Here is a 25525-nt window from a genome sequence, read left to right on the forward strand (position 1 = left end):
GCACTGGTGGGACCGAAAAAACCGCCCCGCGTCCGCACTTCCGACCATCCCAAAGGCGGCACTCTTGACATTCGAGTGACTTTAGGGTTTCTAATAACGCGAAAATGAAAATCGATACCATGAACCGCTTCCTCGCCTTTCTGATTGCTACCTTCCTCGTCAGCAGTTCACCGGGGTTGGGCGCCCAGACGACCGACCCCGACTCCACCGTCCGCCAGATCTGGCAACAGCTGGACTATGTCGGCGTCGACTATGCCGGCGCAGTGGATAATGGCCAAGTCACCAACGAATTCGAGTATGCCGAAATGCGCGAGTTCGTTGGCAATGCGTACCGACAGGTACAAGAACTGCCAGGTAATTCGGGTCACGAGGCGGTGGTGTCATCGGTGAGTGCGCTAAAGACCGCCGTTGAACAACGTGCGGATCCTTCGGAAGTCAGCCGGCTGGCACGTCAGGCGAGTGACCTGCTTTTGAAAAGCTACCCTATTCCCGTCGCACCGACGTCCGTGCCCGATTTGAAGCGGGCCGCAGCGTTGTACCAGCAGCAGTGTGCCAGCTGCCACGGTGCCACCGGAAAAGCCGATGGCCCACTTGCCGCGCGGCTTGATCCACCACCCATCGCATTTGCCGATTCGGATCGCGCGAAGTCACGCAGTGTCCTGGCGCTGTACCAAACCATCACTCAAGGGGTGGCCGGGACGTCCATGCCAAGTTTCTCAGGACTCCCAGAGGAGGACCGGTGGGCACTCGCCTTCTTCTCCGGCACGCTGTCACACGATAGGAAGATGCGGGAACGTGGGGCTGCTCAATGGAACAAGGACCCCGCAGTGCGGACGAAAGTACCTGATCTGGCGGCACTGACGACCGCGACGGAGACTTCTCTCGCGCAGTCGCTGGGCAATGAGCGGGCGCGTGACGTCATGGCCTTCCTGCGCAGCGAGCCACAGAACGTGACAAACGCCGAAGCGTCTGGCGTAGCGCTCGCACGCTCCCAATTGAAACGAAGCCTTGAAGCGGCCCGCTCCGGAGACTTCGCAAGCGCCACGCGGTTGGGGTTGTCTGCCTACCTCGACGGATTCGAGCCGGTCGAGCCGATTCTCGGCTCTCGCAACAAGCCTCTGCTGGACGCGATCGAGAAAGAGATGTTGGCCTACCGGGCTGCGATCAGCGCAAAAGACATTGACACGGCGGTGTCTGTGGCCGAGCGTCTGCAAGAGCGTTTCAACGAAGCGCAAGCCGAACTGGAGACTCGCTCTGACGCGTTGGCGACGTTCCTGGGCGCCTTCACCATCCTCCTGCGCGAGGGTCTCGAGGCGCTATTGATCGTGGTTGGGATGCTGGCGTTCCTGCGCAAGGCGGGCCGCAATGATGTGGTCCGTCACGTCCACGCTGGCTGGATCAGCGCACTGTTGGCCGGGGGCGCCACGTGGGCAATCGCAACCTATGCGGTCGGGATCAGCGGCGCAAGTCGGGAGGTGACTGAAGGCGTATCGTCGCTGTTTGCCGCGATCGTGCTTCTTGCTGTCGGCCTGTGGATGCATCAGAAGAGTACAGCGGGCCGTTGGCAGGCCTATCTAAAGGAAAAGCTCTCATCGGCCATGTCCCGCCGGTCGGTGTGGGGACTGTTCTTGCTGTCCTTCATTGCAGTGTACCGCGAGGTCTTTGAAACCGTGCTGTTCTTCTCGGCGATGGCTGTTGACGGTAATGGCACTGCACTGCTGGGCGGCCTAGCGACCGGCGTCGTGACGCTGAGCGTAGTCGCTTGGGTTCTGATGCGCACGAGCGCCCGCATGCCCATCGGCAGGTTCTTCTCGCTGAGTTCGGTGCTGGTCGCAATCCTTGCCGTCGTACTCGCGGGCAAGGGCGTCGCCGGCTTGCAGGAAGCTGGGTGGGTGAGCGCTTCGTACTTGGCCGTGCCGAAAGTCGAGATATTGGGGCTGTACCCCTCGCTGGAGACTGTCGGGGCGCAGCTGCTCGTATTGGCTATCGCGCTACTGGGATTCTTATGGAACGCTCAGACGGCACGAAAACTTTCGGTCGCCTAACCTAATAAGCCCGAAGTTGTCAAAAGAATCACTCATAGAGGACGCACGTGCCGCTCGCTCAACGCTCAGTCTTTGACATCCCAAAGATGGATTGTCCGTCCGAGGAGAACCTGATCCGCTTCACTCTCTCGGTCGTACCGGGCATCCGGTCGCTCTCGTTCGACTTAGGCAACCGGCAAATGACCGCCGTGCATGAGGGGGACGCCCGGGCCCTCTTGCAAAAGCTCGAGCCATTAAACCTCGGTGCGCAGCTTTCCCAATCGGAGGCTATTGAGGACGAAGGCACCACAGCTCACAAGAAGACTGTTTTCTCGATTCCCAAGATGGATTGCCCATCCGAGGAGAACTTGATCCGCATGGCGCTGGGCGATCTGCCGGGCGGTGCGACGATGAGCTTTGACCTGAGTAACCGGCAGTTGACTGTCCTTCACGCGGCATCGGCCGAAGACTTACTCAGACGGCTTACGCCGCTTGACCTGGGAGCAACGCTAGCGACTTCGGAATCGGCGGATCCAGTGGATGAGCTGCTGTCAAATGAGGGGGACGTCAGCGAAGCGCAAACGCTTCGGCTTCTCCTGGTCATCAATGGTGTGATGTTCCTGTTGGAAATCATACTGGGCCTGGTGGCCCAGTCGACAGGACTGATTGCCGATTCATTGGATATGTTTGCGGACGCGGCCGTGTATGGTCTCGCGCTGTATGCTGTCGGCCGGGCGGCAAGCATGAAACTCAAGGCGGCGCACTTCGCCGGCTGGCTACAGCTCGCCCTGGCGCTCGGCGCGCTAGCGGAGGTGGCGCGGCGGTTCGCGTTTGGCAGTGAACCGGAATCGGCGTTGATGTTGGGCGTCGGTTTGCTAGCCTTGGTGGCAAATGTTGGCTGCCTGGTACTGATCGCGCGCAAGCGCGATCGTGGCGCGCACATGAAAGCAAGCTATATCTTTTCGGCGAACGACGTGGTCGCTAACCTGGGCGTCATCGCCGCCGGACTTCTGGTGGCTTGGACCGGTTCTGCGTATCCCGATCTCGTGATCGGTATGGTGATCGGGCTCGTGGTGTTGAATGGGGCGAGACGGATTCTCAAGCTCAGCTAAACGACGTTTTGCCATATTGTCCGTTGTCTGATGCACCCTTCTGTCAGCGAACGATAAACTGTCCCATCATCCCGTTATCTTCGTGCTCGAGAATATGGCAGTGGTACATGTACGGGGCCGTCGCCGCGGTATGGGAGAACCGAACAAGCAGTTCGACGGAGTTCTCGACCATGATGGTGTCGCGAAGCCCTTGATCGCGAATACCCGGCGGTGAACCGTTTCGACTGAGAACCTCGAAGTGAACGCCGTGGATATGGAGCGGGTGTGCCATCATCTCTGCGGACACCTGCCAGACTTCTGTGTCGCCGCGCCTGATCTCTGCATCGATCCGCTCCATGTCGAACGGGCGGCCATTGATGCCGAACGTTCCCATTCCCGCGCCACCTCTCATCCCGCGCATGCCCATGGTCATGGCAATGCGCCGACGACGAACGGCGTTCGACATGGACTGTCGCTCGTGCGTCACGAGCTTGTCGGGGAGCTGAGCGCTGCGCGTGCCCGTTCCCTGAGGCTCAAACCTGATGATCGCCTGCCGTTCACCACGCAGGCGATTGCCGCCGCCCATCATGCGCATCATCATCGGCGCATTGCCATCCGGCCCCGTTTCCAGGACGGCGGGCTGGCCATCGTGGAAATCCACGAGCACCTCTGCTCGCTCACCTGGTGCCAGGCTCAGGGACCGCAGCGCAACCGGTCGTTCCAGCAAGCCGCCTTCAGAGGCAATCCAGTGGAAGGATCGATGATCCGCAAAAGCTAGATCGAATGCTCTGGCGTTGGAACCGTTCACCAAGCGCAGCCGCACCAGCCGGCGCGGCACACGCGCCACCGGATTGACCGTGCCGTTCACCATCAGCGTATCGCCCCGTCGCCCGTGCATGGTCGCCATCATTCCCTGAGGAAGCACCAGCATGCCGTCTTCGAACTGTCGGTCCTGCAATATCAGTGGCAAATCATCGACGCCGTACTCCGCTGGCAAGCCGAGCGTCGCTTCATCCCGGTCGGTAACGATCAGCAGGCCGGCCAGACCGGCATAGACCTGCTCCGCCGTGCGACCGTGCACGTGGGAGTGATACCAGAGGGTCGCCGCCGGCTGGCGGATGGGAAGGACCGGCCGCCAGGTCTTTCGAGGGCGAATCGTCTGGTGTGGGCCGCCGTCGAGTTCGCCAGGAATGAGCAAGCCGTGCCAGTGGACCGTCGTGGCTTCGCCGAGGGCATTCGTGACGGCGATCTCCACGTCATCGCCGCGATACACCCTCAAGGTGGGGCCAAGATAGCTTCCGTTGTAGCCGAGCGTAGGGCTGTCCCGCTCCGGGAAAAAGGCAGTGCGCCCAACCTGCGCCGTCATGGCAATGGACTGCCCCTGACGGCGGGCATCAACCAGCTCGGGAATCTTCAACTCCTGGAATAGTGCGCCGCCTGTCAGGGCAGCCCCGGTCAGGAACGAACGGCGCGTGAAGGTCATTGAACGGAATCTCCTCGGGTAAGGATGCGCTCGCCTCGACAGGCCGTAGCAGCAGACGAGCGGGTATCACAGCCAGATAGACAGTCCAGAACTGCGGAAAACGCAACTCGTTCTGGAGGCAGCGTGGTCGGCCGATTCCTTGCAGCCCACAACCAAGATAATGTGTCCGCGGTTGAAAGAAAAACTTTACCTAGATGCCGTCGGCTGCCATCGACCATCAGTCGGGAGTCGAGAGTCAGCTCGGGTCACTTGCCATCGCGCCACCGCCCTTCATTGCTAGCCCAGATCACCTCAGATTGCGAATCCCGACACGGCCTCCGGCACGAGGGGACGCAATGCATTTCTTGCAATATGGCAACTCTGGCTGTCGGCCACACTGTCAGGAAACCGATGCGCAACGCAGCGGCGAGTCGACATCGCAATACGCAAGAGTGCTTTCCCCAAGTTCAGATTACTGGTCCATTACGAATCTGACAGACCCCTGAAACGTTATACCTCTGGCACGTCTGTTGCACCGTCCGAGTCGCTGAATATTCCCATCGGCGAAGTCGTGTGTTCCGCCGGTCCATCGCCACCCCACCCCAACCTTGGGAGCTCACCATGCCATCGACTGCTACACGCGACCCTGCTCGCATCTTTCCATCGCTGCTGTCGACAGAGGCCTGTCGTTGGATGCGCCGTACACTCCGACATCTCATTACGACCGGCCTGATGGCCATGCTTGTCTTGCCAGCCGCTTATGCCGCCCAGCCAGGCAGAGGCCACACTGCCAGCTTCGAGGTTCGTCTGATGCGGTTGGTCATTGACCATCATTTTTCAGCGCTCAGGATGACCGAGCTGGCCGCCGGCACAGATCCGCAGCGCAGCGGACATCTTTCATCGAACGAAGGGACGTCGCCCACGCCAGGATTTCCGGCGACGCACGCCAAGGCCGCTCTCGACGAAATCAAATCCATGGCCCGGATGGAGAATCGCGCGCAGAGAGAGCAGATCATGCACCTGCAGATGTTGCTGCGCGATTGGTATGGCGTTGCCCACGAGCCCCGCATAAGAGAGGATGCTCAACAGATGCTCACTGCTCTGGAGCAGGCCCAGCCCGGCGCGAGCTTTGATCGCGCGTTCCTCGAAACCTTCAGCCGCCATCACTTTTCGTTGCTGCAGCCGATGAACGCTTGCATCACCGGCGCGGATCGCCTCCATCAAAGCCTGATACGCCTGTGCAAATTGATGTGGCATGAGCAGACATCAGGCATTGAAGAAATGCGCCAGCTGCTGGAAACGCGCTTCGGCATCGTCGACTATCAGCCGTTCCGTGGCGAGCGTCCGCTGCAGCAGTAAGGAGTCGACCGGCGCGGAAACACCGCAACTACTTGGCGAGACGTGGGAACGTCAAGATGAACCGAGTGCTTCCCGCCGACGACTCTACGGAAATTCGACCTCCGTGCGCCGACATGATGGCCTGCGTAATCGACAGCCCAAGCCCAACACTGTCGGAATCGGCCCGGTTGCGGGACTTGTCGGCGCGAAAGAACCGGTCGAAGATCGAGGGCAACAGGTCCGCACTGATTTCCTTGCCCTCGTTCTCCACGACGATCGTTGCCGCACCGGCTTGTTCCTTCGCCTTGACCAGGATGGCCTTGCCCTCCGGCGTATAGCGCAGCGCGTTGGAAAGCAGGTTGCTCAGCGCCCTGCGCAGCATCAGACGATCACCCAAGATCCGCGCCTGACCTTCAAGCCGCAAATGCACCCTCTTGTCCTCCGCCAGCGCATCGTAGAAATCGAACAGCGCGCGCACTTCGTCGCTGACGTTGATCTCTTCTTCGCTGGGCAGCGTGATGCCGTGCTCCATCTTTGCCAGATAGAGCATGTCGGAAACCATGCGACCAAGGCGTTGCAGTTCCTCGGCGTTGGACGCCAGAACCTCCCGGTATTTCTCTGCATCACGTGGTTGCGACAGCACGACATGCGTCTGCGTCATCAGGTTGGTAATCGGCGTGCGCAGCTCGTGTGCCAGATCCGACGAAAACTCGGATAAGCGCCGGAAATCGTCCTGCAACCGCTCCAGCATGGCGTTCAAGGTGGCTGCCAGATCCGCCATTTCGACGGGGACCGCCTCCACTGGCATGCGTGCGTCCAGCTTGTTCGAGGTCACGCCGCTCGCGCGTGAGGCCATCATCCGTAAGGGCGCCAAGCCGCGCCTTGCCGCCCACCACCCGAACAAGCCGCTGGCGAGCGCCGCCAGCGCGGTATAGAACGCCAGCGATTTCCGGAATGCCTGCATGAAATGCGCATGAATGTCCGTGTCCATGCCCACGACGGCGCGCAATGGCGCCGCTGCCGGGTCCGACATTTTCGCCAGCGCTCGCATGCCGCGGTACTGTTTCCCGTTCTGCTGCCACACCAGGGTGTCTTCGTTCGGCTTCAGCCGGGCGATGGCGGCCAAGGTCGGCGCGAAGTCGTATCCCTTGGTTGCATAGACGAGCTGGCCTTGCGCGGTTTGGACGTGCACCACGAACCCGGGATGGTGCTCCACCATCTCGGCCAGGCGCGCGGGAAGCTGTGCTGTCGGTCGTTCCTGGGTGATCTTCTGGATCAAGCGGATGTTGTCACCCAGGATGACGTAGTCCTCGTTGGCGAAGTGGCGGTCCATGGCCAGCCAGATCAGTACACCGAGACCCAGCAGCACCGCTGCCGACGACAGCGAGAACAGCAGCGTCAGCCGCATCGTCAGCGAAAGCCGCCGCCTCATTCCGTTCCCTCTGGCGCTTCCAGTACGTATCCCATCCCGCGCACTGTCTGGATCAGTTTTGGTTCGAAGTCGTCGTCGATCTTGGCCCTCAGGCGACGAATGGCCACGTCGATCACATTGCTGTCACTGTCGAAATTCATGTCCCAGACCTGCGAGGCGATCAGAGAGCGCGGCAAGACCTCGCCACGCCTGCGCGCGAGCAGTTCGAGCAGTGCGAATTCCTTACTGGTCAGCGCGATGCGGCGACCGGCACGGGAGGCGCGCCTGCGTCCCAAATCCAGTACCAGATCAGCGACCTGGATGCGGTCAATGGCCAGCACAGATCCCCGGCGCAACAGCGTGCGGACCCGAGCGAGCAGCTCCGAGAAGGCGAACGGCTTGACAAGATAGTCGTCCGCACCCAGTTCCAGCCCCTTGACGCGGTCTGTCACGCTGTCACGCGCGGTCAGGAACAAGACAGGGACGGCGTTCTCCGCGGCACGGATGGACTGCAATATGTGCCAGCCATCCAGGTCCGGCAACATCACGTCGAGAATGATCAGGTCATACGATTCGTTGAGCGCCAGGTGCTGCCCATCGAGTCCGTTGCCGACCAGGTCGACGACAAAGCCGGCTTCGGTCAGTCCCTGGCGAAGGTAGTCGCCTGTCTTGGATTCGTCCTCCACCACCAGCAGTTTCATTTAGAGCGTCCGATTGGATTGGCAAGCTGCTCCCGGAAGGGAGCCTTGGTGCGGCTAGTCTAGCGAGACGACTTGCGGGTGACCTCAACATTACCGGAATGTAATGTGCAGGTAAGTTGACGGTAGCCTCCTGCTCGTTACTCTCTGCATGCCGACTTCTATGCGGCCATTCAAGCAAAAAGGGACTATTCATGCGACGTGATCGACCGGCCGGTATTGTGCTGCCCAACCCAACGCGCCGCCGCTTCGTTCAAGGCCTGGCCGCAGGGGGTGTCATGGCGGGATTGTCGGGTCTTGGCGGAACCGTTTGGGCGCAGTCGACTGACCGCCCCGCCCAGACGCTGTCCGGCACCGCCCCCGTGCTGCGCGGCACCGAATTCGACCTCGTCATCGGCGAATCGGTGGTCAACTTCACCGGCACGCCGCGCGTGGCGACCACGATCAACGGGATGCTGCCCGGCCCGACGCTGCGGTGGCGTCAGGGCGACACCGTCACCATCCGCGTCACGAATCGGCTGCGCGAGCCAACGTCGATCCATTGGCACGGGATCATCCTGCCGTTCGAAATGGACGGCGTGCCGGGGATCAGCTTTCCCGGCATTGCGCCGGGCGAAACGTTCACCTATCGCTTCAAGGTCGACCAGACCGGCAGCTACTGGTACCACTCGCATTCGGGATTCCAGGAGATGACGGGCGTGTATGGCGGCATCGTGATCGACCCGGCTTCCGGCTACGACGCCGTTCAAGCTGACCGCGACTATACGATCCTGCTGTCCGACTGGACCGATGAAGATCCGATGCGGGTCCTGTCGAAGCTCAAGGTCCAGAGCGACTACTACAACTTCAATCAGCCGACCGTCATCGACTTCTTCCGCGATGTCGCCAACGACGGCATGAAAAGCGCGTTGGCCAAGCGGAAGATGTGGAACGAGATGCGGATGAATCCGACGGATCTGGCCGATCTGTCGGGCGCCACGCTGACGTATCTGACCAATGGTGTCACGCCAGCCGGCAACTGGACGGGCCTGTTCCGGCCAGGCGAGAAGGTCAGGCTGCGCTTCATCAACGGAACGGGCAACACGTTCTATGACGTGCGCATCCCTGGGCTGAAGCTGAAGGTGATACAGGCCGACGGGCAGAACCTGGAACCGGTGACCGTCGATGAATTCCGGTTCGGTCCCGGCGAAACCTATGACGTCGTCGTCGAGCCCCGAGATGAGGCCTACACGATTTTCTCCCAATCCATGGACAGGACCGGCTATGCCCGAGGCACGCTGGCCGTTCGTGAAGGTCTGACCGCGCCGGTGCCCGCGCTCGACAAGGCCGAATGGCTGACGATGGCGGACATGATGGGTGCCATGGACCATGGTGGCATGGCAATGCAGGGCATGGACCACGGCAGCATGCAAGGCATGAACCATGGTGGCATGAGCATGCAGGGCATGGCGGGCACCGCAATGGCGATGGACCATAGCCAGCACAACATGGCCAACATGGCGGCCGGCAATTCGCTGAAGGTCCCCAGCACCAAGGCTCGGCACGCCAGAAGCGAATACGGGGCGAGCACCGATATGCGCGTGGACATGGCGCGCACCAACCTCGACGATCCCGGCATTGGCCTGCGCAACAACGGTCGTCGTGTGCTGACGCTGGCTGACCAGCACACCATCGGCGGTCCGTTGGACAAGCGTGGCCCTGGACGCGAGGTCGAGCTGCACCTGACCGGCAATATGGAGCGCTATACCTGGTCGTTTGACGGTGTGGAGTTCGGCAAGTCGACACCGGTCTATTTCAAGTATGGCGAACGCGTGCGCGTGATCCTTCACAACGACACGATGATGACGCATCCGATGCACCTGCACGGCATGTGGAGCGAACTGGAGTCGGCGGATGGATCCTTCCAGGCCCGGCGCCACACGATTCCCGTTCAGCCGGCCCAGCGCATCAGCTTCCTGGTTACCGCCGACGCATTGGGACGATGGGCATGGCATTGCCATCTGATGCTGCATATGGACGCGGGCATGTTCCGTGAAGTGATAGTGGCCTGACCTTCAACTGGATAGAGATTCCATGCATAAGCGAACAAGAACGATTCTTGCTGCCGCGGTCCTGACGTCCGCCGGCATCGGCACGACGTGGGCGCAGGCCACCCATTCCCCGGAGGCCCACGCGGGCGCTTCGGCCGCGGATCCGACCAGGAAGGCCGACGCCCCAGCGCGATCGAAGTCCGTCGGCAAAGCAAATGGTACGGGTGGCAAGGACCACGGCTCGATGCCGGGCATGGACCATGGCTCGATGCAGGGCATGGATCACGGCTCGATGCCGGGCATGGATCACGGCTCGATGCAGGGTATGGACCACGGCTCGATGCAGGGCATGGATCACGGCTCGATGCAGGGCATGGATCACGGCTCGATGCAGGGTATGGACCACGGCTCGATGCAGGGCATGGATCACGGCTCGATGCAGGGTATGGACCATGGCTCGATGCAGGGCATGGATCACGGCGACATGAAAATGCAAGGCGGCAGCGCTCCGCCCGACGCGCGCGATCCGCATGGCTATTCCGGTGGCTATCAACTCGGGGTCGGCAAGTATGCGCTCGGGCCGACCCGAACGCTCCATATGGCGGACGAACATCTGTTTGCTTCCGTGCTGGTGGATCGCCTGGAATGGACCAAGGGCCGAGACAGTAATGCAGCGTCCTACGAGGCGCAGGCCTGGTTCGGCAACTCCTACGACAAGCTGGTGATCAAGGCTGAAGGGGAGGCCGAAGAAGGCAAGGTGCACGAGGCTCGCACCGAACTGCTGTGGGGCCATTCCATTGCGACGTTCTGGGATACCCAGGTCGGTATTCGAAACGATGCTGGCTACGGCAGACCGGCTCGGAACTGGCTGGCGTTCGGTGTGCAAGGCCTGGCGCCCTACTGGTTCGAAGTCGATGCGACCGGCTACGTCGGCACCGAAGGCAGGACCGCGCTTCGACTCTCCGCCGAATACGAGCTTCTGATTACGCAGCGTCTGATCCTGCAGCCGCGAATCGAAGCCAACTTCTACGGCAAGAACGACCCTGAAATCGGTATCGGCAGCGGCCTGGCCAATGGCGCCGTGGGCGTGCGCCTGCGCTATGAGATTAACCGGCAGTTCGCACCGTATATCGGCGTCGAGCGATATCAGACATTCGGCAATACCGCCGACATGATTCGCACGGCAGGCGGTCGTCGTGGCGAGACCCGCTTTGTGGCCGGTGTTCGTATTTGGTTCTGACCACGTTCTCTAACCCCCTTTCAATCTGGGAGTTCATCATGCAGACGCACCGTTTCGCCATCCGAGCCATGCTCGCCGCCACTGCGGCATTGATCAGTTCGGCGGCTTTCGCACATCCCAAGCTGGTCTCTTCGACCCCGGCTGACAAGGCCGAGGTTTCCGCCCCTCAGAAGATCGAACTGAAGTTCTCCGAAAACCTGGTCGCCCAGTTTTCCGGTGCCAACCTGGTAATGACCGGCATGCCTGGCATGGCCAATCATGCCCCGATGAAGATTGCCGCCAAGGTATCAGGCAGCGATGACCCGAAGACGATGGTAATCACGCCGGCCCAACCGCTCGTTCCGGGCAGCTACCGTGTGGATTGGCGCGCCGTTTCGTCGGACACGCATCCGATCAACGGAAATATCGCCTTCACGGTCAAGTGATCCGCCGATGGACTGGGCGACTGTATCGGTGCGCTTTGCACTCTATCTCGACCTGACGGCGCTTTTCGGTTTGCCGCTATTCGGTCTTTATGCGCTTCGCCGTGAGGAGATATCGTCGGGCATCGGCTCGCGGTATGTCGCCATTACGTCCGCGCTGGCTGCGGTCGGCATCGGACTGTCGTTGGCAAATATCGCCGTCATGGCCAAGGCCATGACCGGCGCATCCGAATACGCCGAACTGCAGAGCCACGTTTTCGAGATGATCGTGACGGGTACGGATTTCGGTGCGGCTTGGGCCGTTCGTCTGGTTGCGCTGGTCCTTTGCTTGCTGGTCGCTCTTTTCGCACGCCGGTGGCCGGCGCTGCAAATTGGTGTATTGGCTGCCGCAGGCGGCGTTGCGCTATCGACCCTCGCCTGGGGCGGGCATGGCGCGATGGACGATGGCGTCCGCCGCTATGTTCACCTGGCCTCCGATATTGGACATCTCGCCGCGGCCGGGGCCTGGGTTGGCGCGCTGATCGCTTTCGTGCTGCTGGCAAGAGCTGCGTCCACACCGGAGACCGTCGCACTGCTGAGCCGCACGTCCAATGGCTTCGCTCAGGTTGGCACTATTGTGGTCGCCACTTTGACGGTGACCGGGGTGATCAACTACCTCTTGATTGTCGGCCTGACGCTGCCAGAGCTGTCGCTAACGTCGTATGGCGGCCTGCTTGCCATCAAGCTCGGACTGTTCGGTACGATGCTGGCCCTTGCGGCAACCAATCGCTACTTTCTGAGTCCGCAACTGGAGCATGCGGTGAAGAGCGGCAATCACGCAGCAGCCGTCCGAACGTTTCGACGCAGCCTGATCGTCGAAACCAGCGCGGCAACGCTGATCCTGGCTCTTGTGGCGTCACTGGGCATTCTGTCACCGGCGGGCATGTAGAGCGCGCTTCCGCGCTAACGCGGATTGGCGTATTGCTCCGTCGCTTCACGCTGCGCCGCCGACGCCCTTGGCGGCCAAGTGCTCTTGATATACGCGAGGACAGCAATGATGTCCTCGTCGGACAGCAATTGGCCGAATGCCGGCATGTCGCTGACATACCCGGCCGGAGCCGTGATGCCCGGCACCAGACCATTCTTGGTAATGGCAAACAGCACGGCGTCGGGATGATGCCATGTATGGCCTGTGGCATCGTGCGGCGGCGCCGGCATCCGGCCGCTCGGAAGCCGTTCCCGCCAGTTTGGTTGACCCTCGAGATTGGCGCCATGGCAGGACGCGCATTGCTGCGCGTAAAGCTGCTTGCCTCTGGCAATACGCCGCGCATCACTGGTGTCGATGCGCAGCTGCCTAGCCGCCGACGCTCCGTTCCCACCGTCGACGGGCGTCTCAAGAAAGCGCTTCGTCTTCAGCGCGACCGCGGTCGCGGCCACGGCTGCGAGCACCAACAGGCCGGCAATCAGCCAACGAGACTTGTTCGAGCTTTCCATTCGTAGCCGGCAAGGCTCGGTTGCAGCTTCGCTGTCCGAGCCGAGGCGCCATTAATTCCTGGAGAACGGCTTTCCGTTGAAATCCACGGTCACCAAGTTGCCATCCATGGGACCCATGCCGGGAGAATTTGCCGGCATGCCCGGCACGGCGATCCCTTTCACGCCCGGATTGGCAGCCAGTTTTCTCACCGCTACCGCGGGAACGTGCCCTTCGATAATTTGGCCACTGCCTTGCATGACCGCGGTATGGCAGGAGCCCATCTTCTCGGGAACGCCAAGCTTCGTCTTGATTGCGGCGACATCCGGCGTATTGATGACCTTGGTCTGGATGCCAGCCTCGTTCAAATGCTCCACCCAGCCTTCACAGCATCCGCAATTGGCATCCTTGTAGACGACCAGCGCGGGGGGAGCCGCATACGCAAGCGTACCGACAGCGAGAAGGGCAACACCAAGAAGAGGCTTCATCGAAAATTCCCGAGATATTGGACTTCAGTTTTCGTGGCTATGTTAGCCCGGACCCGCATGATCGGTGTATCACCGGGGGCCGTTCAGGCTTGCTTTGACAAGCATCAGAGCTTACCGTTCACTGCGCCGACGCATCGGACGAGGCAAACAACTTATCGTAGTGGCCCGATGTGAAAGAGCCCAACGTCCGAGAGGTCTCGGCCGCTGGGCCTTGCGACGGTATTAGGAAGCCCGGCACATAGAAAATGCCAACGTCCCGCGATCAGATGCCGTCGGTGAAAGCGTCGCGCGTTCCGGCCGCGTGGCTACCGTCCGTGAAGGTGTCCCGCGTGCCTGTAGTATGGGCGCCATCGGAGAACAGGTCGCGCGTACCTGTAGTATGACTGCCATCGGTGAAGGGATCGCGCGTGCCCATCGTGTGGCCACCGGTAGTGAAGATATCGCGCGACGATGTTACGCCGGCATTCGCCAGTCCTGCTGCGCTGCCCAGCGACGCAATCGTCAATACCAAGAGAGCAGCCTTCTTCAACGTACGCATTTTGTTTCTCCTTTTAAGGGTGATTGGCTCGCTGTGAGCCTGCATGATCAGTGTAGGGAGGGGCTCCCCACCGAGGCATGACACTGCGATTACAAAGCCGTCATCTCAAATCGCCGAGTCGTGGATGGACGTGCCCAGCAACAATTCCGCTTGTCAGCCACCGGTGAAAATCTGGCTGCGATCGATGTTCACGCGCACGCCCCGAGCGATCGGCATGCCGGGGAAAAGGTCGCCCAAGTCAACTGTGCTGCCGTGCACGAACTCGGCAAACTGCCAAGCTACGGATTGATCGCCGTCTGCGAATGCCACCGCTTCCCCGGAGGCTACGTTGATGGTTTTCATACCAGGCCGAAGCGTGATAGTGCGGGACGCCGTGCCAGCCGGGACAACGCTGCCAAAAAGGGCTGCGTGAGGACCGAGACGCGTGCCCGACGTCGTGTTTGCCATCGTTGGAGATGCGGGCTCGGCGGCCTGCTGCACGTGCTTGGCCCAATCATCGCCCGCGTTAGTTCTTGCCTTGTCCGCGCCCCATGCGGGCGCCACGGACAGCGCCGCCAGGCTCAATACAGCTGCCGCGTTCTTGTTGATTTTCATGATTCTCTCCATTGAGTTACGAGGTATTGGCCTCTCGACTTCAATGGTATGAATCCGCCCCTCACCGAGCCATTACCCGACTATTACATCCAGGTAAGGTGCCGAGGATAAGAGGCAATTTTTCGGTCAAGGAGCATTTCGCAGCGCAACACCTGCCCAACCCTTGCCAACGTCAAACGCTGGTACCATTCGGCCAATATGGGCCCACACGTGCGCACGTCCCTCCGGCGGCTTTGGCTGGCCGCATTCCTGCTGACCGCTTTCCTGACAGTCCAGCTGGCAGCGGCGGCGTACGCTTGCGCGGGCAGCCGGTACGCCGTCAGTACCGACCGGGACATGACGGGCATGACGGGCATGATTGGCATGACCGAGTCGTGTCCCGACATGGCGCAGAAGGCCGTCGAGCCGGATTCGCACGATGGGCTGTGCCTCGAACACTGCCAGCTGGGATCCAAGTCCCTCGACCATGCCAGCCCGCAGCTTCCGGTGTTTCATGCAAGCCTGGTCCATCCCGTGATGCTGGTGCCGGAGCCGCTGCTCGCGCGCCCGAGCGCGGCGGCTGCGGGAGCCACGCCACGCGGCCCTCCTCGCCCGCTCTCCATCCTGCACTGCTGTTTCCGAACGTAGCCTCCGCCGCAACGCCACCTATCGCGCCCCGACACGTCGTCTGAGGGCGGTCGTTGCTTTGCGGAGGCTTTATGCATTTGCGTTTCCCCCCATTGTGCGGACGCCGGCTGGCGTTCGCCATCACGCTGCTCGGCGCGAGTCATACGCCATGGGCGCAGCCGGCGAGCCGGCTCTCGTTGCAGGAAGCGGTCGCGCTCGCCTCATCCCGGTCGAGCGACGCAGAAACATCCTCGTCCGCGGTGCAGTCCGCCATCGAAATGGCGGTTGCAGGCGGCCAACTGCCGGACCCGGTGCTCAAAGTCGGTGTCAACAACGTCCCGGTCGACGGCCGCGACCGGTTTTCGCTCGGCACCGAAGCCATGACGATGCGGTCGATCAGCGTGATGCAGGAGTTCACCCGAGCGGCAAAGCGCCAGGCTCGCGCCCAACGTTTCGAGGCCGAAGCCACCTCCGCGGAGGCGCAGCGCACGGTGGCGCTGGCCGCCGTGCAGCGCGGCACGGCCAGCGCCTGGCTCGAGCGGCAGTACGCCGAGCGAATGCTCGATGTGTTCGCCGAACAGGCGCAGTCCATCGACTTGATGGTGCGGGCCGCCGAAGCCGCCTACCGCGCCGACCGCGGCACCCGGGCCGAGATTCTGACCGCTCAGCTCGAACTTCAGCAGCTCCGGAACCGCGAAGACGAGGCGCGCGCGGTTGTGGCTGCATCCCGGGCGATGTTGCGCCGATGGGTCGGCGATGCCGCGGACCTGCCGCTTGCCGAGCCCCCTGCCCTTGAGTTGCCCACCTGGCTGGGCAATTTGGACGCCGATACCGCGATGCGACTGCCGGACGTGGCCGCCGCCCAGGCGCAGGTCGGCGTCGCCGAAGCCGACAGCCGGATCGCAAGCGAGAACAAGGTGCCGGACGTCAGCGTGGAGTTGATGTACAGCCAGCGGGGTCCTGCGTATTCCAATATGGTGTCCGTCAATGTCTCCCTCCCCTTGCCGTGGGACCGGAAGCATCGGCAAGACCGCGAACTGGCGGCGAAGCTGGCGCAAGCCGACGCGGCGCGGGCACAGGCCGAGTCGATACGCAGAGGCGTGCTCGGTCAGCTCCGCGGCAAGCAGGCGCAATGGCAGCTCAATCAATCCCGCCTGGCGCGCTATGCCGACACGACGCTGCCGCTGGCCAAGGCGCGCATCGACGCAGCGCTGACCGCCTATCGCACCGGCACCGGACCGTTGACGGCGGTGGCGGAGGCGAACCGCAAGGCGCTGGACATCTCGTTGGAGCAACTTCAACTGGAGGCCGCTACCGCGCGCTTGTGGACGGAGCTCGCCTTTCTGCTGCCGCTGCCGACGGCCGGGCAGGGGCCGGCTCACCCAACGCGCGTTCAAGGGGAATTGCAATGAACAGGACCGCGATCGGTCGCGCAATGGCTGGCCTGATCGTCGCTGCCGGCGTAGGCGCAGCGTATTTTCTCGGCCATCAGCAAGGGCGCAACAGCACGCCGGCCGCTTCACCCTCCATTGGCGCGTCGGCCGGATCCGATCTGAAGGCCGGCGATATCGATCCGAAGACAGGCAAACGCATCCTCTATTGGCACGATCCAATGGTGCCGGGCCAGCGCTTCGACAAGCCGGGCAAGTCACCCTTCATGGACATGCCGTTGTCTCCCGTCTATGAGGATGCGGGCGGCGGCGCCGCCGTCACCATCGACAGCCGCGTCTTGCAGAACCTTGGCATTCGCACCACGCAGGTCAAGACGGGACGACTCGAACCCACGCTCGAGGTGCCGGGCAATGTCGCGATCAACGAGCGCGGCATCGAGGTACTGCAAGCGCGTACCACCGGCTTCGTTGAGCGAACCTATGCCAGGACCACGCTCGACCCGGTCAGCAAGGGTCAGGCGCTGGCGTTGATCTACGCGCCTGAATGGGTGGCCGCACAGGAGGAATACCTCGCTGTCAGCCGCATGAGCGCCGGCCTGCAGCACGATCTGCGGGAGGCCGCCATCGCGCGCATGCGGCAGGTCGGCATGAGCGAGAGCCACATACGGCTGGTGCAGAAGAGCGGCAAGCTGCAGCCGCGACTGGCCATCACAAGCTCGATCGATGGCGTTCTGACCGAAATCGGCGCGCGCGATGGCATGACCCTGTCGCCCGGCATGACCCTGTTTCGGATCGCCAGTCTCGCGACCGTTTGGGTGATCGCCGAAGTACCGGAAAGCCAGGCTGCCCCGTTGCGGCCCGGACAATCGGTCACGGCCGTCGCGGCAGCGCTGCCCGGGCAGACACTGGACGGCAAGGTCGATGCCATCCTGCCCGATGTCAGCACGGCAACGCGTACGGCCAGGGTTCGCATCGAGTTGAACAACAAGGGCCGGCAATTGCTGCCCGGCATGTTCGTGTCCGTTCGCTTTGCGCCAGCCCCGGGCCCGGATCGGCTACTGGTACCGAGCGAGGCGTTGATTCGTACGGGCACGCGCACCGTCGTCATGGTACAGACCGAGCAAGGCGGATTCAGCCCCGTCGAGGTGAGGATTGGCGCGACGGCGGGCGGACAGACCGAGGTCATCGAAGGGCTGAAGGCTGGCCAGAACGTCGTCGTGTCCGGGCAGTTCCTGATCGACTCCGAAGCCAGCCTGCGCGGCACCGAACAGCGCATGGCGGCTGCGCCCGGGGCCTCGGCGCCTGCATCGCCAGCCGCACCGGGCCCCGAGCATGAAGGCGTCGGACGCATCGAGGCGGTGACCGCCGAAGGTTTGACGATCTCCCACGGGCCGATTCCGTCGGCGCAGTGGGGCGCCATGACGATGGACTTTGCGGCTCCGCCGGCCGGGCTGCCGCGAGCGCTCAAGCCCGGCGACCGCATCCGCTTCCGCTTCCACCTCAACAGCGACGGGGTGGCAGTCCTGTCTTCCGTCGAACCGGCGGCTACGGCGCCAGGGGGCAAGCCATGATCGCCCGGCTCATCCTTGCCTCCATCCGGAATCGCCTCCTGGTGTTGTTGGCGACGGTCATGCTGACGGCGTGGGGACTATGGGCGGTCAGAAGTACGCCGCTCGATGCCTTGCCGGACCTGTCCGATGTGCAAGTGATCATCCGCACGCCGTTCCCCGGCCAGGCGCCACAGATCGTCGAGAATCAGGTCACCTATCCACTGACCACGACCATGCTGTCGGTGCCGGGTGCAAGGACGGTGCGGGGCTATTCCTTCTTCGGCGATTCCTATGTCTACGTGCTGTTCGAGGATGGCACCGACCTCTACTGGGCGCGCTCGCGGGTGCTCGAATACCTGAACCAGGCGCAATCGCGTCTGCCCGCCGCGGCCAAGCCTGCGCTCGGCCCCGATGCGACCGGCGTGGGCTGGATCTACGAGTATGCGCTGGTCGACAGGACGGGGCAGCACGACCTGAGCCAACTGCGCGCCTTGCAGGACTGGTTCCTGCGCTTCGAACTCAAGTCGTTGCCCAACGTCGCGGAGGTCGCCTCGCTCGGCGGCATGGTCAAGCAATACCAGGTCGTCCTGATGCCGGATCGGCTGCGCGCTTACGGGCTATCGCAATCGAAGGTGCTGGCGGCACTCAAGGGGGCCAACCAGGAAACCGGCGGCTCGGTGCTGGAACTGGGCGAGGCCGAATACATGGTGCGCGCGTCGGGCTATCTGAAGACGCTGGAGGACTTCCGGCAAATTCCGCTGGTCACGAGCGACACCGGCATTCCGGTGCGGTTGGGCGACGTGGCGACCATCCAGCTCGGCCCGGAAATGCGGCGTGGCATCGCGGAACTCGACGGCCAGGGAGAAGTCGCCGGCGGCATCATCGTGCTACGCTCGGGCAAGAACGCGCTCGAGACCATCGACTCGGTCAAGACCAAACTTGCCACGCTGCAACAGAGTCTGCCCGCCGGCGTCGAGGTCGTGACGACTTATGACCGCTCCAGCCTGATCAAGCGCGCGGTGGACAACCTGACCACGAAACTGATCGAGGAGTTTGTCGTGGTCGCGCTGGTGTGCCTGGCGTTCCTGTTCCATCTGCGCTCGGCGCTGGTGGCGATCGTATCGCTGCCGCTTGGCGTGCTGGCCGCCTTCCTGGTGATGCGCTACCAGGGCGTGAACGCCAACATCATGTCGCTCGGCGGCATCGCCATCGCGATCGGCGCCATGGTCGATGCGGCGGTCGTCATGATCGAGAACGCGCACAAGCACCTGGAACGCTGGCATGCGGACAATGGCGGGCGGGAACCGTCAGCTGGTGAGCGCTGGCAGATCATTGGGCAATCGGCCGCCGAGGTGGGGCCGGCGCTGTTCTTCTCGCTGCTGATCATCACGCTGTCGTTCGTTCCGGTATTCGCACTGGAGGCGCAGGAAGGACGCCTGTTCTCGCCATTGGCGTTCACCAAGACCTACTCCATGGCGGCGGCGGCGGGACTGTCCGTGACCCTGGTGCCGGTCCTGATGGGCTACATGATCCGCGGCCGGATTCCATCGGAACAGGCCAACCCGCTCAATCGGTGGCTGATCCGCGCCTACCGGCCAGCCTTGACCAGGGTGTTGACCTACCCCAAGACCACGCTGGCCATCGCCGCGACCCTGCTGGTGGCCACCGCCTGGCCGATCATGCGGATCGGCGGCGAATTCATGCCGCCGCTCGACGAAGGGGACCTGCTGTACATGCCGTCCGCCCTGCCGGGGCTGTCCGCCGGCAAGGCGGCCCAACTGTTGCAGCAGACGGACAGGCTGATCAAGACCGTGCCGGAGGTGGCGACCGTGTTCGGCAAAGCAGGCCGGGCCGATACGGCGACGGACCCCGCGCCGATCGAGATGTTCGAGACAACGATCCAGTTCAAGCCGCGCGACCAATGGCGCCCCGGCATGACCACCGAGAAGCTGGTCGAGGAGCTGGATCGGGTCGTCAAGGTGCCCGGCTTGTCGAATATCTGGGTCCCGCCGATTCGCAACCGGATCGACATGCTGGCCACAGGGATCAAGAGCCCGGTCGGCATCAAGGTCGCCGGCACCGACCTGCAGGAGATCGACCGGCTTGCCATGCGCATCGAGGCGGCGGTCAAGACGGTGCCGGGTGTTACGTCCGCGCTGGCCGAGCGGCTGACCGGCGGCCGCTATATCGACGTCGATATCGACCGCGTGGCCGCTGGCCGTTATGGCCTCAATATCGCCGACGTGCAGAGCATCGTGTCCTCGGCCATCGGCGGCGAGAACGTCGGCGAGGTGGTCGATGGCTTGGCGCGCTTCCCCATCAACGTACGGTATCCCCGCGACTATCGCGACTCGATCGAGCAATTGCGCAGCCTGCCGATCGTGACAGACAAGGGTCTGCAGATCACGCTGTCCGACGTTGCACGCATTCAACTGGTGCAGGGCCCGCCCATGCTCCGCAGCGAAAATGCGCGCCTGTCGGGCTGGATTTACGTCGATATCCGGGGACGGGACCTGCGCTCCGCCGTGCAGGACATGCAATCCGCGGTGGCCGAGGCAGTACCGATGCCTGCGGGCTATTCGGTCAGTTGGTCCGGTCAGTTCGAATATCTCGAGCGTGCGACCGCCAAGCTGAAGGTGGTGGTGCCCTTCACGCTGTTGATCATCTTCGTGCTGCTGTACCTGATCTTCGGTCGGCTCGACGAAGCGATGCTGATCATGGGAACGCTGCCGCTCGCGCTGATCGGCGGATTCTGGCTGCTCTACCTGCTCGGCTACAACCTGTCCGTGGCAGGGATCGTCGGCTTCATCGCGCTGGCCGGCGTCGCCGCGGAGTTCGGCGTCATCATGCTGCTCTATCTCAAGCATGCGTGGAACGAGCGGCTGGAAAACGGCCACTCCGATGTTGACGCCCTGCTCGATGCCATCCAGCACGGCGCGGTGATGCGCGTGCGCCCGAAGGCCATGACAGTCGCTGTCATTCTGGCCGGTCTGATTCCCATCATGTGGTCGCACGGCACCGGCTCCGAGGTGATGCAGCGCATTGCCGCGCCGATGGTCGGCGGCATGGTGACCGCCCCATTGCTGTCGATGTTCGTCGTGCCGGCGGTGTACTTGCTGCTGCGCCGACGCCAGGCCGGACGGGCTACCCCTTCCCTCAACCCCGCACTTCAGGAGGAATCGCCATGACAACCCTCAAGACTCTCGCCGCCGTTCTCGCTATTGCCGCCGCACCCATCGCCTTCGCGGCCGGCGCAATGGATGGCATGGACATGAAGGCGCCCGCGTCTTCCAGCAAGGCTTCCCATCCCGTTCCGGCGGAAATCAGGAAGATCGATGCCCAGGCTGGCAAGGTCACGCTCAAGCATGGTCCGATAGAAAACCTCGGCATGCCCGCCATGACCATGGCATTCCCGGTCAAGGACCGCGCGTCCCTGAGCCGCTTCAAGGAGGGCGATGCCGTTTTGGTGACGTTCGGCAAGATCGGCGGTTCGCCAACCGTTCTCGAAATGCAGCGCAAGTAGGAAACTGTGGCGCACGCGATCCATCGATTCTGGTCGCGTGCGTTCCCCACACCCGTCGCGATCAGGCCATGGCGCGACAGGCCTCCGCGCAGCGCTGACACGCCTTCGCGCAGTCCTGGCAATGCTGCGACGCATGCTTTGCACATTCCGCACCGCACGCTTCGCAGATGCGAGCGCAAAGCTGACAGACGTCGCTGGCGAACTGGCTGCCTCGTGACATCATCGCGGCAGCCAGGCGGCAGACCTCTGCGCAATCCAGGTCAAGCCGTATGCAGTTGGCCATCTCCTGCACGTTCGACTCTTGCAGGCAGGATGCCGCGCAATGGTCGCAGGCGACGGCACAGGCGTTGCAAGCCTCAATACACGCATTGAATCTTTCATGTGGCATGGCAATACTCCTTGAGTCGGGCGACGCCGAATGTCCGGCGCCGACTCCACCGGAGCAAAGGCCAGGCCAGCGATGAACGCCGCCTCGCGCTAGTCGACTGGATGGCAATCGTATGGCCCTGGAGGGCCCGTCATGGCCGACTTCCTGCGCAGCAACGTGCGCATCCGCAACTACTGCGCTGGTCGGTTAACCGGCTCGTCATGGCGTCGTCATCTGGCATCCCGCCGCGACCGCATGCACTCGTTCTGAACCGACCTCAAGAGCGGTCCACCGTTACAAGGACGGTGGAAAACATGCAAGCGACGACGCACGGCTGATGCGCGCTGGCGAGCCGGACCCCGTAGTGTTTGAATCGATTACACCTTCGCTTGGCGTAACCTCAGGGCATTGAATACGACCGAGGCCGAGCTCAGGCTCATCGCCAGCGCCGCGATCATCGGCGACAGCAGCAAGCCGGTGGAGCCATACAGGATGCCGGCGGCCAGCGGAACGCCCAAGGCGTTGTAGACGAAAGCAAAACCAAGGTTCTGCTTCATGTTGCGGATGGTCGCTTCCGACAGCAGCCGCGCGCGTGCAATGCCGACCAGGTCGCCCTTGACCAGCGTCACCTGCGCGCTGTTCATCGCGACATCGGTACCGGTCCCCATCGCGATGCCTACGTCGGCCTTTGCCAAGGCCGGCGCATCGTTGATGCCGTCGCCTGCCATCGCCACCACCCGGCCTTGCTGTTGCAGGCGAGAGACCAATGCGAGCTTGTCCGCGGGCTTGACCTCGCCGTGTGCCTCGTCGATGCCCAGCCTGGTGGCAACCGCGTTGGCGGTCTTTACGCCATCGCCGGTTGCCATGATGACGCGAACCCCGTCCTCCTTTAGCTGCGCCAGCGCCTGTGGCGTGGTTTCCTTGATGGGGTCCGAGACGGCGAGGATGCCCGCCAATGCGCCATCCACGGCGAGATACATCACGCTGGCACCCTGAGCGCGCAACGCATCGGCGTCGCTGGCCAGCGCTTGCGTTGCAATGCCTTCGGCCTGCATCAGCGCGGTGTTGCCCAGCGCCAGCTTCCTCCCAGCCACCATCCCACGCACGCCGATACCGCTTTCCGAATCGAATGCTTCGGCCTTCTCCAGGGTCAAGCCGCGCTCGCGCGCCGCCTCCACGATCGTCATTGCCAGTGGATGCTCGCTGCCCTGGTCCAGGCTGGCGGCAAGACGCAGCACCTCTTGCTCGGCGAAGCCGTCCGATGCGATAGCGCGATCGAATTTCGGTTTTCCCTGAGTCAGCGTTCCGGTCTTGTCGACGATCAGCGTATCGACTTTGCGCAGATTTTCGATGGCCGCTGCATCGCGGAACAGCACGCCGCTCGAAGCGCCCTTGCCGCTTGCCACCATGATCGACATCGGGGTGGCCAGTCCGAGCGCGCACGGGCACGCAATGATCAGCACGGCAACGGCATTGATCAGGCCATAGACCCAGCTCGGCTCGGGTCCAAACACGCCCCACGCAAGAAAGGTGAGCACCGCAATCGCGATGACAGCCAGAACAAAAACACCCGACACCTTATCGGCCATACGCTGCATCGGCGCTCGGGAGCGCTGCGCTTGCGCCACCATCTGGACGATCTGCGCGAGGACGGTTTGAGTTCCGACCTTCTCCGAGCGGATGACCAGACTGCCACTGGTATTCATCGTGGCCCCGATGACCTTGTCGCCGACCCGCTTGGTGACCGGGATTGGCTCTCCGGTGATCATGGACTCGTCCAGCGAGCTCGCGCCTTCCGTTACCACGCCGTCCACCGGCACTTTCTCGCCGGGTCGCACGCGAAGCAGGTCGCCGACATGAACATGCGTCAGCGGCACGTCTTCTTCGGTTCCGTCTTCCCGGATGCGTCGCGCGGTCTTCGGCGCCAGCCCAAGCAACGATTTGATGGCCGCGGATGTCTGCGAGCGCGCTTTGAGCTCCAGCAACTGTCCCATCAAGGTCAGGGAGATAATGACGGCCGCCGCCTCGAAGTAGACGCCGATGCGGCCATGTTCCGCAAAGGTCGACGGGAACGCCTGCGGGGCCACGGTGGCGATCACGCTGTAGAGGTAGGCAGCGCCCGTGCCAAGTCCTATCAGCGTCCACATGTTCGGGCTGCGATTGATGAACGACTGGACGCAGCGCTCGAAGAACGGCCAGCCTGCCCAGAGCACCACGGGAGTTGCGACGATCAGTTCAATCCAGCTTTGCGTGGATGCCTGGAACCAACCCAGCCGATGCCCGAACATTGCCAGGACAAAGGTCACCACCGTCAACGGCAATGTCCACCAGAACCGCCGGCGAAAATCGATGAGTTCGGGGTTCTCCCGGTCGTCCAGTGCCGGCAGCATCGGCTCCAGCGCCATGCCGCACTTCGGACAGTTGCCGGGATGATCCTGGCGGATCTCGGGATGCATCGGGCAGGTATAGATCGTGCCGGGCGGCGCTTGCTCGGCGCGTTCTTCCTGCGGCGCGACGTACTTCGCTGGCTCCGCCAAGAACTTGCTCTGGCAGGACTGGCTGCAGAAGTAATAGGCGATGTCCTCGTGCTCGGCGCGCAATGAAGAGGCCGTACTGACTGACATGCCGCAGACCGGGTCCTTGGCGCTCGTTGCGCTGCTGCCAAACGATACGGCGCCGTGCTGATGCGGATGGTGATGTGGTGAAGCATGATCGGCATGCGCATGATGCTGGTCTAATGAGACCGCGCCGTCCCTGTTCGCACGGGTATCCTTATGGGCATCTCCGCGCCGATGCTGATGATTGCTACTCTCCATACTCCCTCTCCTTCGCAATTCACGCTTCGAGATGGAAACCGGGCCTGCGGCGCATGGCTTGCGGCAGGCCGGCGGTAGCCACATAGTGGAATAGGATGCGCCTTCCCACTGTGGGAAGGTCAATCCTCCTGATATCCGCTCGCGGTGTTGGAGACTCCGGGAAAATGCGAGAGCCCTTGGGCAACACTGAACCTTTGTCGCCATGCCTCGAGAACCGTCAGCCACTGACCGACCACAACCGCGCTTGGCAGAGTCCGACGTCGAGCGCGCCCGCCTCCAACGCCAGGCTATCGAAGGGTGCCTGTCGGTCTTGCAACGCTCCCTTGCCCAGGTCCGGCGTGCTTACGCGATCCAACCAGGCGAGCCATGCGTGCGCGTCGCTCTCGCGCTCGGCTGACAACGTTGCAGCAAGTTCGACACCGCGGACATAGTGCACCGGTGCCGGCCGTTCCAACGGCAAGGCCGACACGTGCTCCGGCGCTTCGT

Annotated in this window: 22 protein-coding genes; 12 read left to right on the forward strand and 10 right to left on the reverse strand. The window is 62.7% G+C overall.

The features are described 5' to 3' along the window. The first annotated feature begins 104 nt into the window (after positions 1 to 104). Together K6V06_RS19850 and K6V06_RS19855 are read left to right on the forward strand one after the other, a co-directional pair. Positions 105 to 2045 (forward strand): cytochrome c/FTR1 family iron permease, encoded by a 1941-nt coding sequence (locus K6V06_RS19850; RefSeq protein WP_255581984.1) that lies wholly within the window; start codon positions 105 to 107, stop codon positions 2043 to 2045. Positions 2046 to 2092: 47 nt separating this feature from the next. Further along, positions 2093 to 3136: a cation transporter gene (locus tag K6V06_RS19855; protein ID WP_370637519.1), complete on the forward strand. Its 1044-nt coding sequence runs from the start codon at positions 2093 to 2095 to the stop codon at positions 3134 to 3136. A 43-nt stretch (positions 3137 to 3179) separates the two neighbouring features. On the opposite strand, the gene K6V06_RS19860 is transcribed toward K6V06_RS19855, so the two are convergent. Then, on the reverse strand, positions 3180 to 4598 hold the full coding sequence (locus K6V06_RS19860) for a multicopper oxidase family protein (protein WP_222245858.1): 1419 nt from the start codon (positions 4596 to 4598) through the stop codon (positions 3180 to 3182). 711 nt (positions 4599 to 5309) lie between these two features. Between K6V06_RS19860 and K6V06_RS19865 the strand changes: the two genes are divergently transcribed. Further along, positions 5310 to 5936: a DUF305 domain-containing protein gene (locus tag K6V06_RS19865; protein WP_222245859.1), complete on the forward strand. Its 627-nt coding sequence runs from the start codon at positions 5310 to 5312 to the stop codon at positions 5934 to 5936. 28 nt (positions 5937 to 5964) lie between these two features. On the opposite strand, the gene K6V06_RS19870 is transcribed toward K6V06_RS19865, so the two are convergent. Together K6V06_RS19870 and K6V06_RS19875 are read right to left on the reverse strand one after the other, a co-directional pair. After that, positions 5965 to 7347: a heavy metal sensor histidine kinase gene (locus tag K6V06_RS19870; protein ID WP_222245860.1), complete on the reverse strand. Its 1383-nt coding sequence runs from the start codon at positions 7345 to 7347 to the stop codon at positions 5965 to 5967. Continuing rightward, complete coding sequence (locus tag K6V06_RS19875) at positions 7344 to 8027, reverse strand: heavy metal response regulator transcription factor (protein ID WP_222245861.1); 684 nt, start codon at positions 8025 to 8027, stop codon at positions 7344 to 7346. Before K6V06_RS19875 ends, K6V06_RS19870 begins: the two co-directional genes overlap by 4 nt. Positions 8028 to 8218: 191 nt before the next feature. Here K6V06_RS19875 and K6V06_RS19880 point away from each other — a divergent pair, with 191 nt between their 5' ends. The 4 genes from K6V06_RS19880 to copD are packed head-to-tail and all read left to right on the forward strand — an operon-like array spanning position 8219 to position 12644. Further along, positions 8219 to 10075 carry a copper resistance system multicopper oxidase gene (locus tag K6V06_RS19880; RefSeq protein ID WP_222245877.1) on the forward strand — a complete coding sequence of 619 codons (1857 nt, stop codon included), beginning with the start codon at positions 8219 to 8221 and terminating at the stop codon, positions 10073 to 10075. A 22-nt stretch (positions 10076 to 10097) separates the two neighbouring features. Then, positions 10098 to 11294: a copper resistance protein B gene (locus K6V06_RS19885; protein ID WP_255581985.1), complete on the forward strand. Its 1197-nt coding sequence runs from the start codon at positions 10098 to 10100 to the stop codon at positions 11292 to 11294. A gap of 38 nt (positions 11295 to 11332) precedes the next feature. Then, positions 11333 to 11719 carry a copper homeostasis periplasmic binding protein CopC gene (gene copC / locus K6V06_RS19890; protein ID WP_222245862.1) on the forward strand — a complete coding sequence of 129 codons (387 nt, stop codon included), beginning with the start codon at positions 11333 to 11335 and terminating at the stop codon, positions 11717 to 11719. A 7-nt stretch (positions 11720 to 11726) separates the two neighbouring features. Next, positions 11727 to 12644 carry a copper homeostasis membrane protein CopD gene (gene copD, locus K6V06_RS19895; RefSeq protein WP_222245863.1) on the forward strand — a complete coding sequence of 306 codons (918 nt, stop codon included), beginning with the start codon at positions 11727 to 11729 and terminating at the stop codon, positions 12642 to 12644. A gap of 14 nt (positions 12645 to 12658) precedes the next feature. On the opposite strand, the gene K6V06_RS19900 is transcribed toward copD, so the two are convergent. From K6V06_RS19900 to K6V06_RS19915, 4 genes are all read right to left on the reverse strand, one after another. After that, a complete protein-coding gene (locus tag K6V06_RS19900) occupies positions 12659 to 13189 on the reverse strand; it encodes a cytochrome c (RefSeq protein WP_222245864.1) in 531 nt (176 codons plus the stop codon). A gap of 51 nt (positions 13190 to 13240) precedes the next feature. Beyond that, positions 13241 to 13654, reverse strand: a complete 414-nt coding sequence (locus K6V06_RS19905; protein ID WP_222245865.1) for a DUF411 domain-containing protein — start codon at positions 13652 to 13654, stop codon at positions 13241 to 13243. A gap of 262 nt (positions 13655 to 13916) precedes the next feature. Further along, the gene (locus K6V06_RS19910; RefSeq protein WP_222245866.1) at positions 13917 to 14192 is read right to left on the reverse strand and encodes a hypothetical protein; all 276 of its coding nucleotides are present in this window, start codon (positions 14190 to 14192) and stop codon (positions 13917 to 13919) included. A 153-nt stretch (positions 14193 to 14345) separates the two neighbouring features. Beyond that, positions 14346 to 14786 (reverse strand): CzcE family metal-binding protein, encoded by a 441-nt coding sequence (locus tag K6V06_RS19915; RefSeq protein ID WP_255581986.1) that lies wholly within the window; start codon positions 14784 to 14786, stop codon positions 14346 to 14348. A 210-nt stretch (positions 14787 to 14996) separates the two neighbouring features. Between K6V06_RS19915 and K6V06_RS19920 the strand changes: the two genes are divergently transcribed. From K6V06_RS19920 to K6V06_RS19940, 5 genes are all read left to right on the forward strand, one after another. After that, on the forward strand, positions 14997 to 15413 hold the full coding sequence (locus K6V06_RS19920; RefSeq protein ID WP_222245867.1) for a copper resistance protein: 417 nt from the start codon (positions 14997 to 14999) through the stop codon (positions 15411 to 15413). Positions 15414 to 15484: 71 nt separating this feature from the next. Further along, the gene (locus K6V06_RS19925) at positions 15485 to 16804 is read left to right on the forward strand and encodes a TolC family protein (protein WP_222245868.1); all 1320 of its coding nucleotides are present in this window, start codon (positions 15485 to 15487) and stop codon (positions 16802 to 16804) included. Further along, positions 16801 to 18354, forward strand: coding sequence for an efflux RND transporter periplasmic adaptor subunit (locus tag K6V06_RS19930; RefSeq protein WP_222245869.1), 1554 nt, complete (start codon positions 16801 to 16803; stop codon positions 18352 to 18354). Before K6V06_RS19925 ends, K6V06_RS19930 begins: the two co-directional genes overlap by 4 nt. After that, positions 18351 to 21521, forward strand: coding sequence for an efflux RND transporter permease subunit (locus K6V06_RS19935; RefSeq protein ID WP_222245870.1), 3171 nt, complete (start codon positions 18351 to 18353; stop codon positions 21519 to 21521). Before K6V06_RS19930 ends, K6V06_RS19935 begins: the two co-directional genes overlap by 4 nt. Beyond that, positions 21518 to 21856 carry a copper-binding protein gene (locus tag K6V06_RS19940; RefSeq protein WP_222245871.1) on the forward strand — a complete coding sequence of 113 codons (339 nt, stop codon included), beginning with the start codon at positions 21518 to 21520 and terminating at the stop codon, positions 21854 to 21856. Before K6V06_RS19935 ends, K6V06_RS19940 begins: the two co-directional genes overlap by 4 nt. A 61-nt stretch (positions 21857 to 21917) precedes the next feature. Here the strand turns inward: K6V06_RS19940 and K6V06_RS20810 are convergent, their stop codons facing one another. The 3 genes from K6V06_RS20810 to K6V06_RS19950 all read right to left on the reverse strand — a co-directional run. Continuing rightward, positions 21918 to 22244 carry a four-helix bundle copper-binding protein gene (locus tag K6V06_RS20810; protein ID WP_255581988.1) on the reverse strand — a complete coding sequence of 109 codons (327 nt, stop codon included), beginning with the start codon at positions 22242 to 22244 and terminating at the stop codon, positions 21918 to 21920. A gap of 356 nt (positions 22245 to 22600) precedes the next feature. After that, positions 22601 to 25039 (reverse strand): heavy metal translocating P-type ATPase, encoded by a 2439-nt coding sequence (locus K6V06_RS19945; protein ID WP_222245872.1) that lies wholly within the window; start codon positions 25037 to 25039, stop codon positions 22601 to 22603. Between the two features lie 217 nt (positions 25040 to 25256). Then, positions 25257 to 25525, reverse strand: a 269-nt coding sequence (locus K6V06_RS19950; RefSeq protein ID WP_222245873.1) for a hypothetical protein, incomplete at its 5' end; no start/stop codon positions are given.

The organism is Cupriavidus sp. AU9028 (assembly GCF_019795295.1).
In the GTDB taxonomy this organism is placed as follows: domain Bacteria; phylum Pseudomonadota; class Gammaproteobacteria; order Burkholderiales; family Burkholderiaceae; genus Cupriavidus.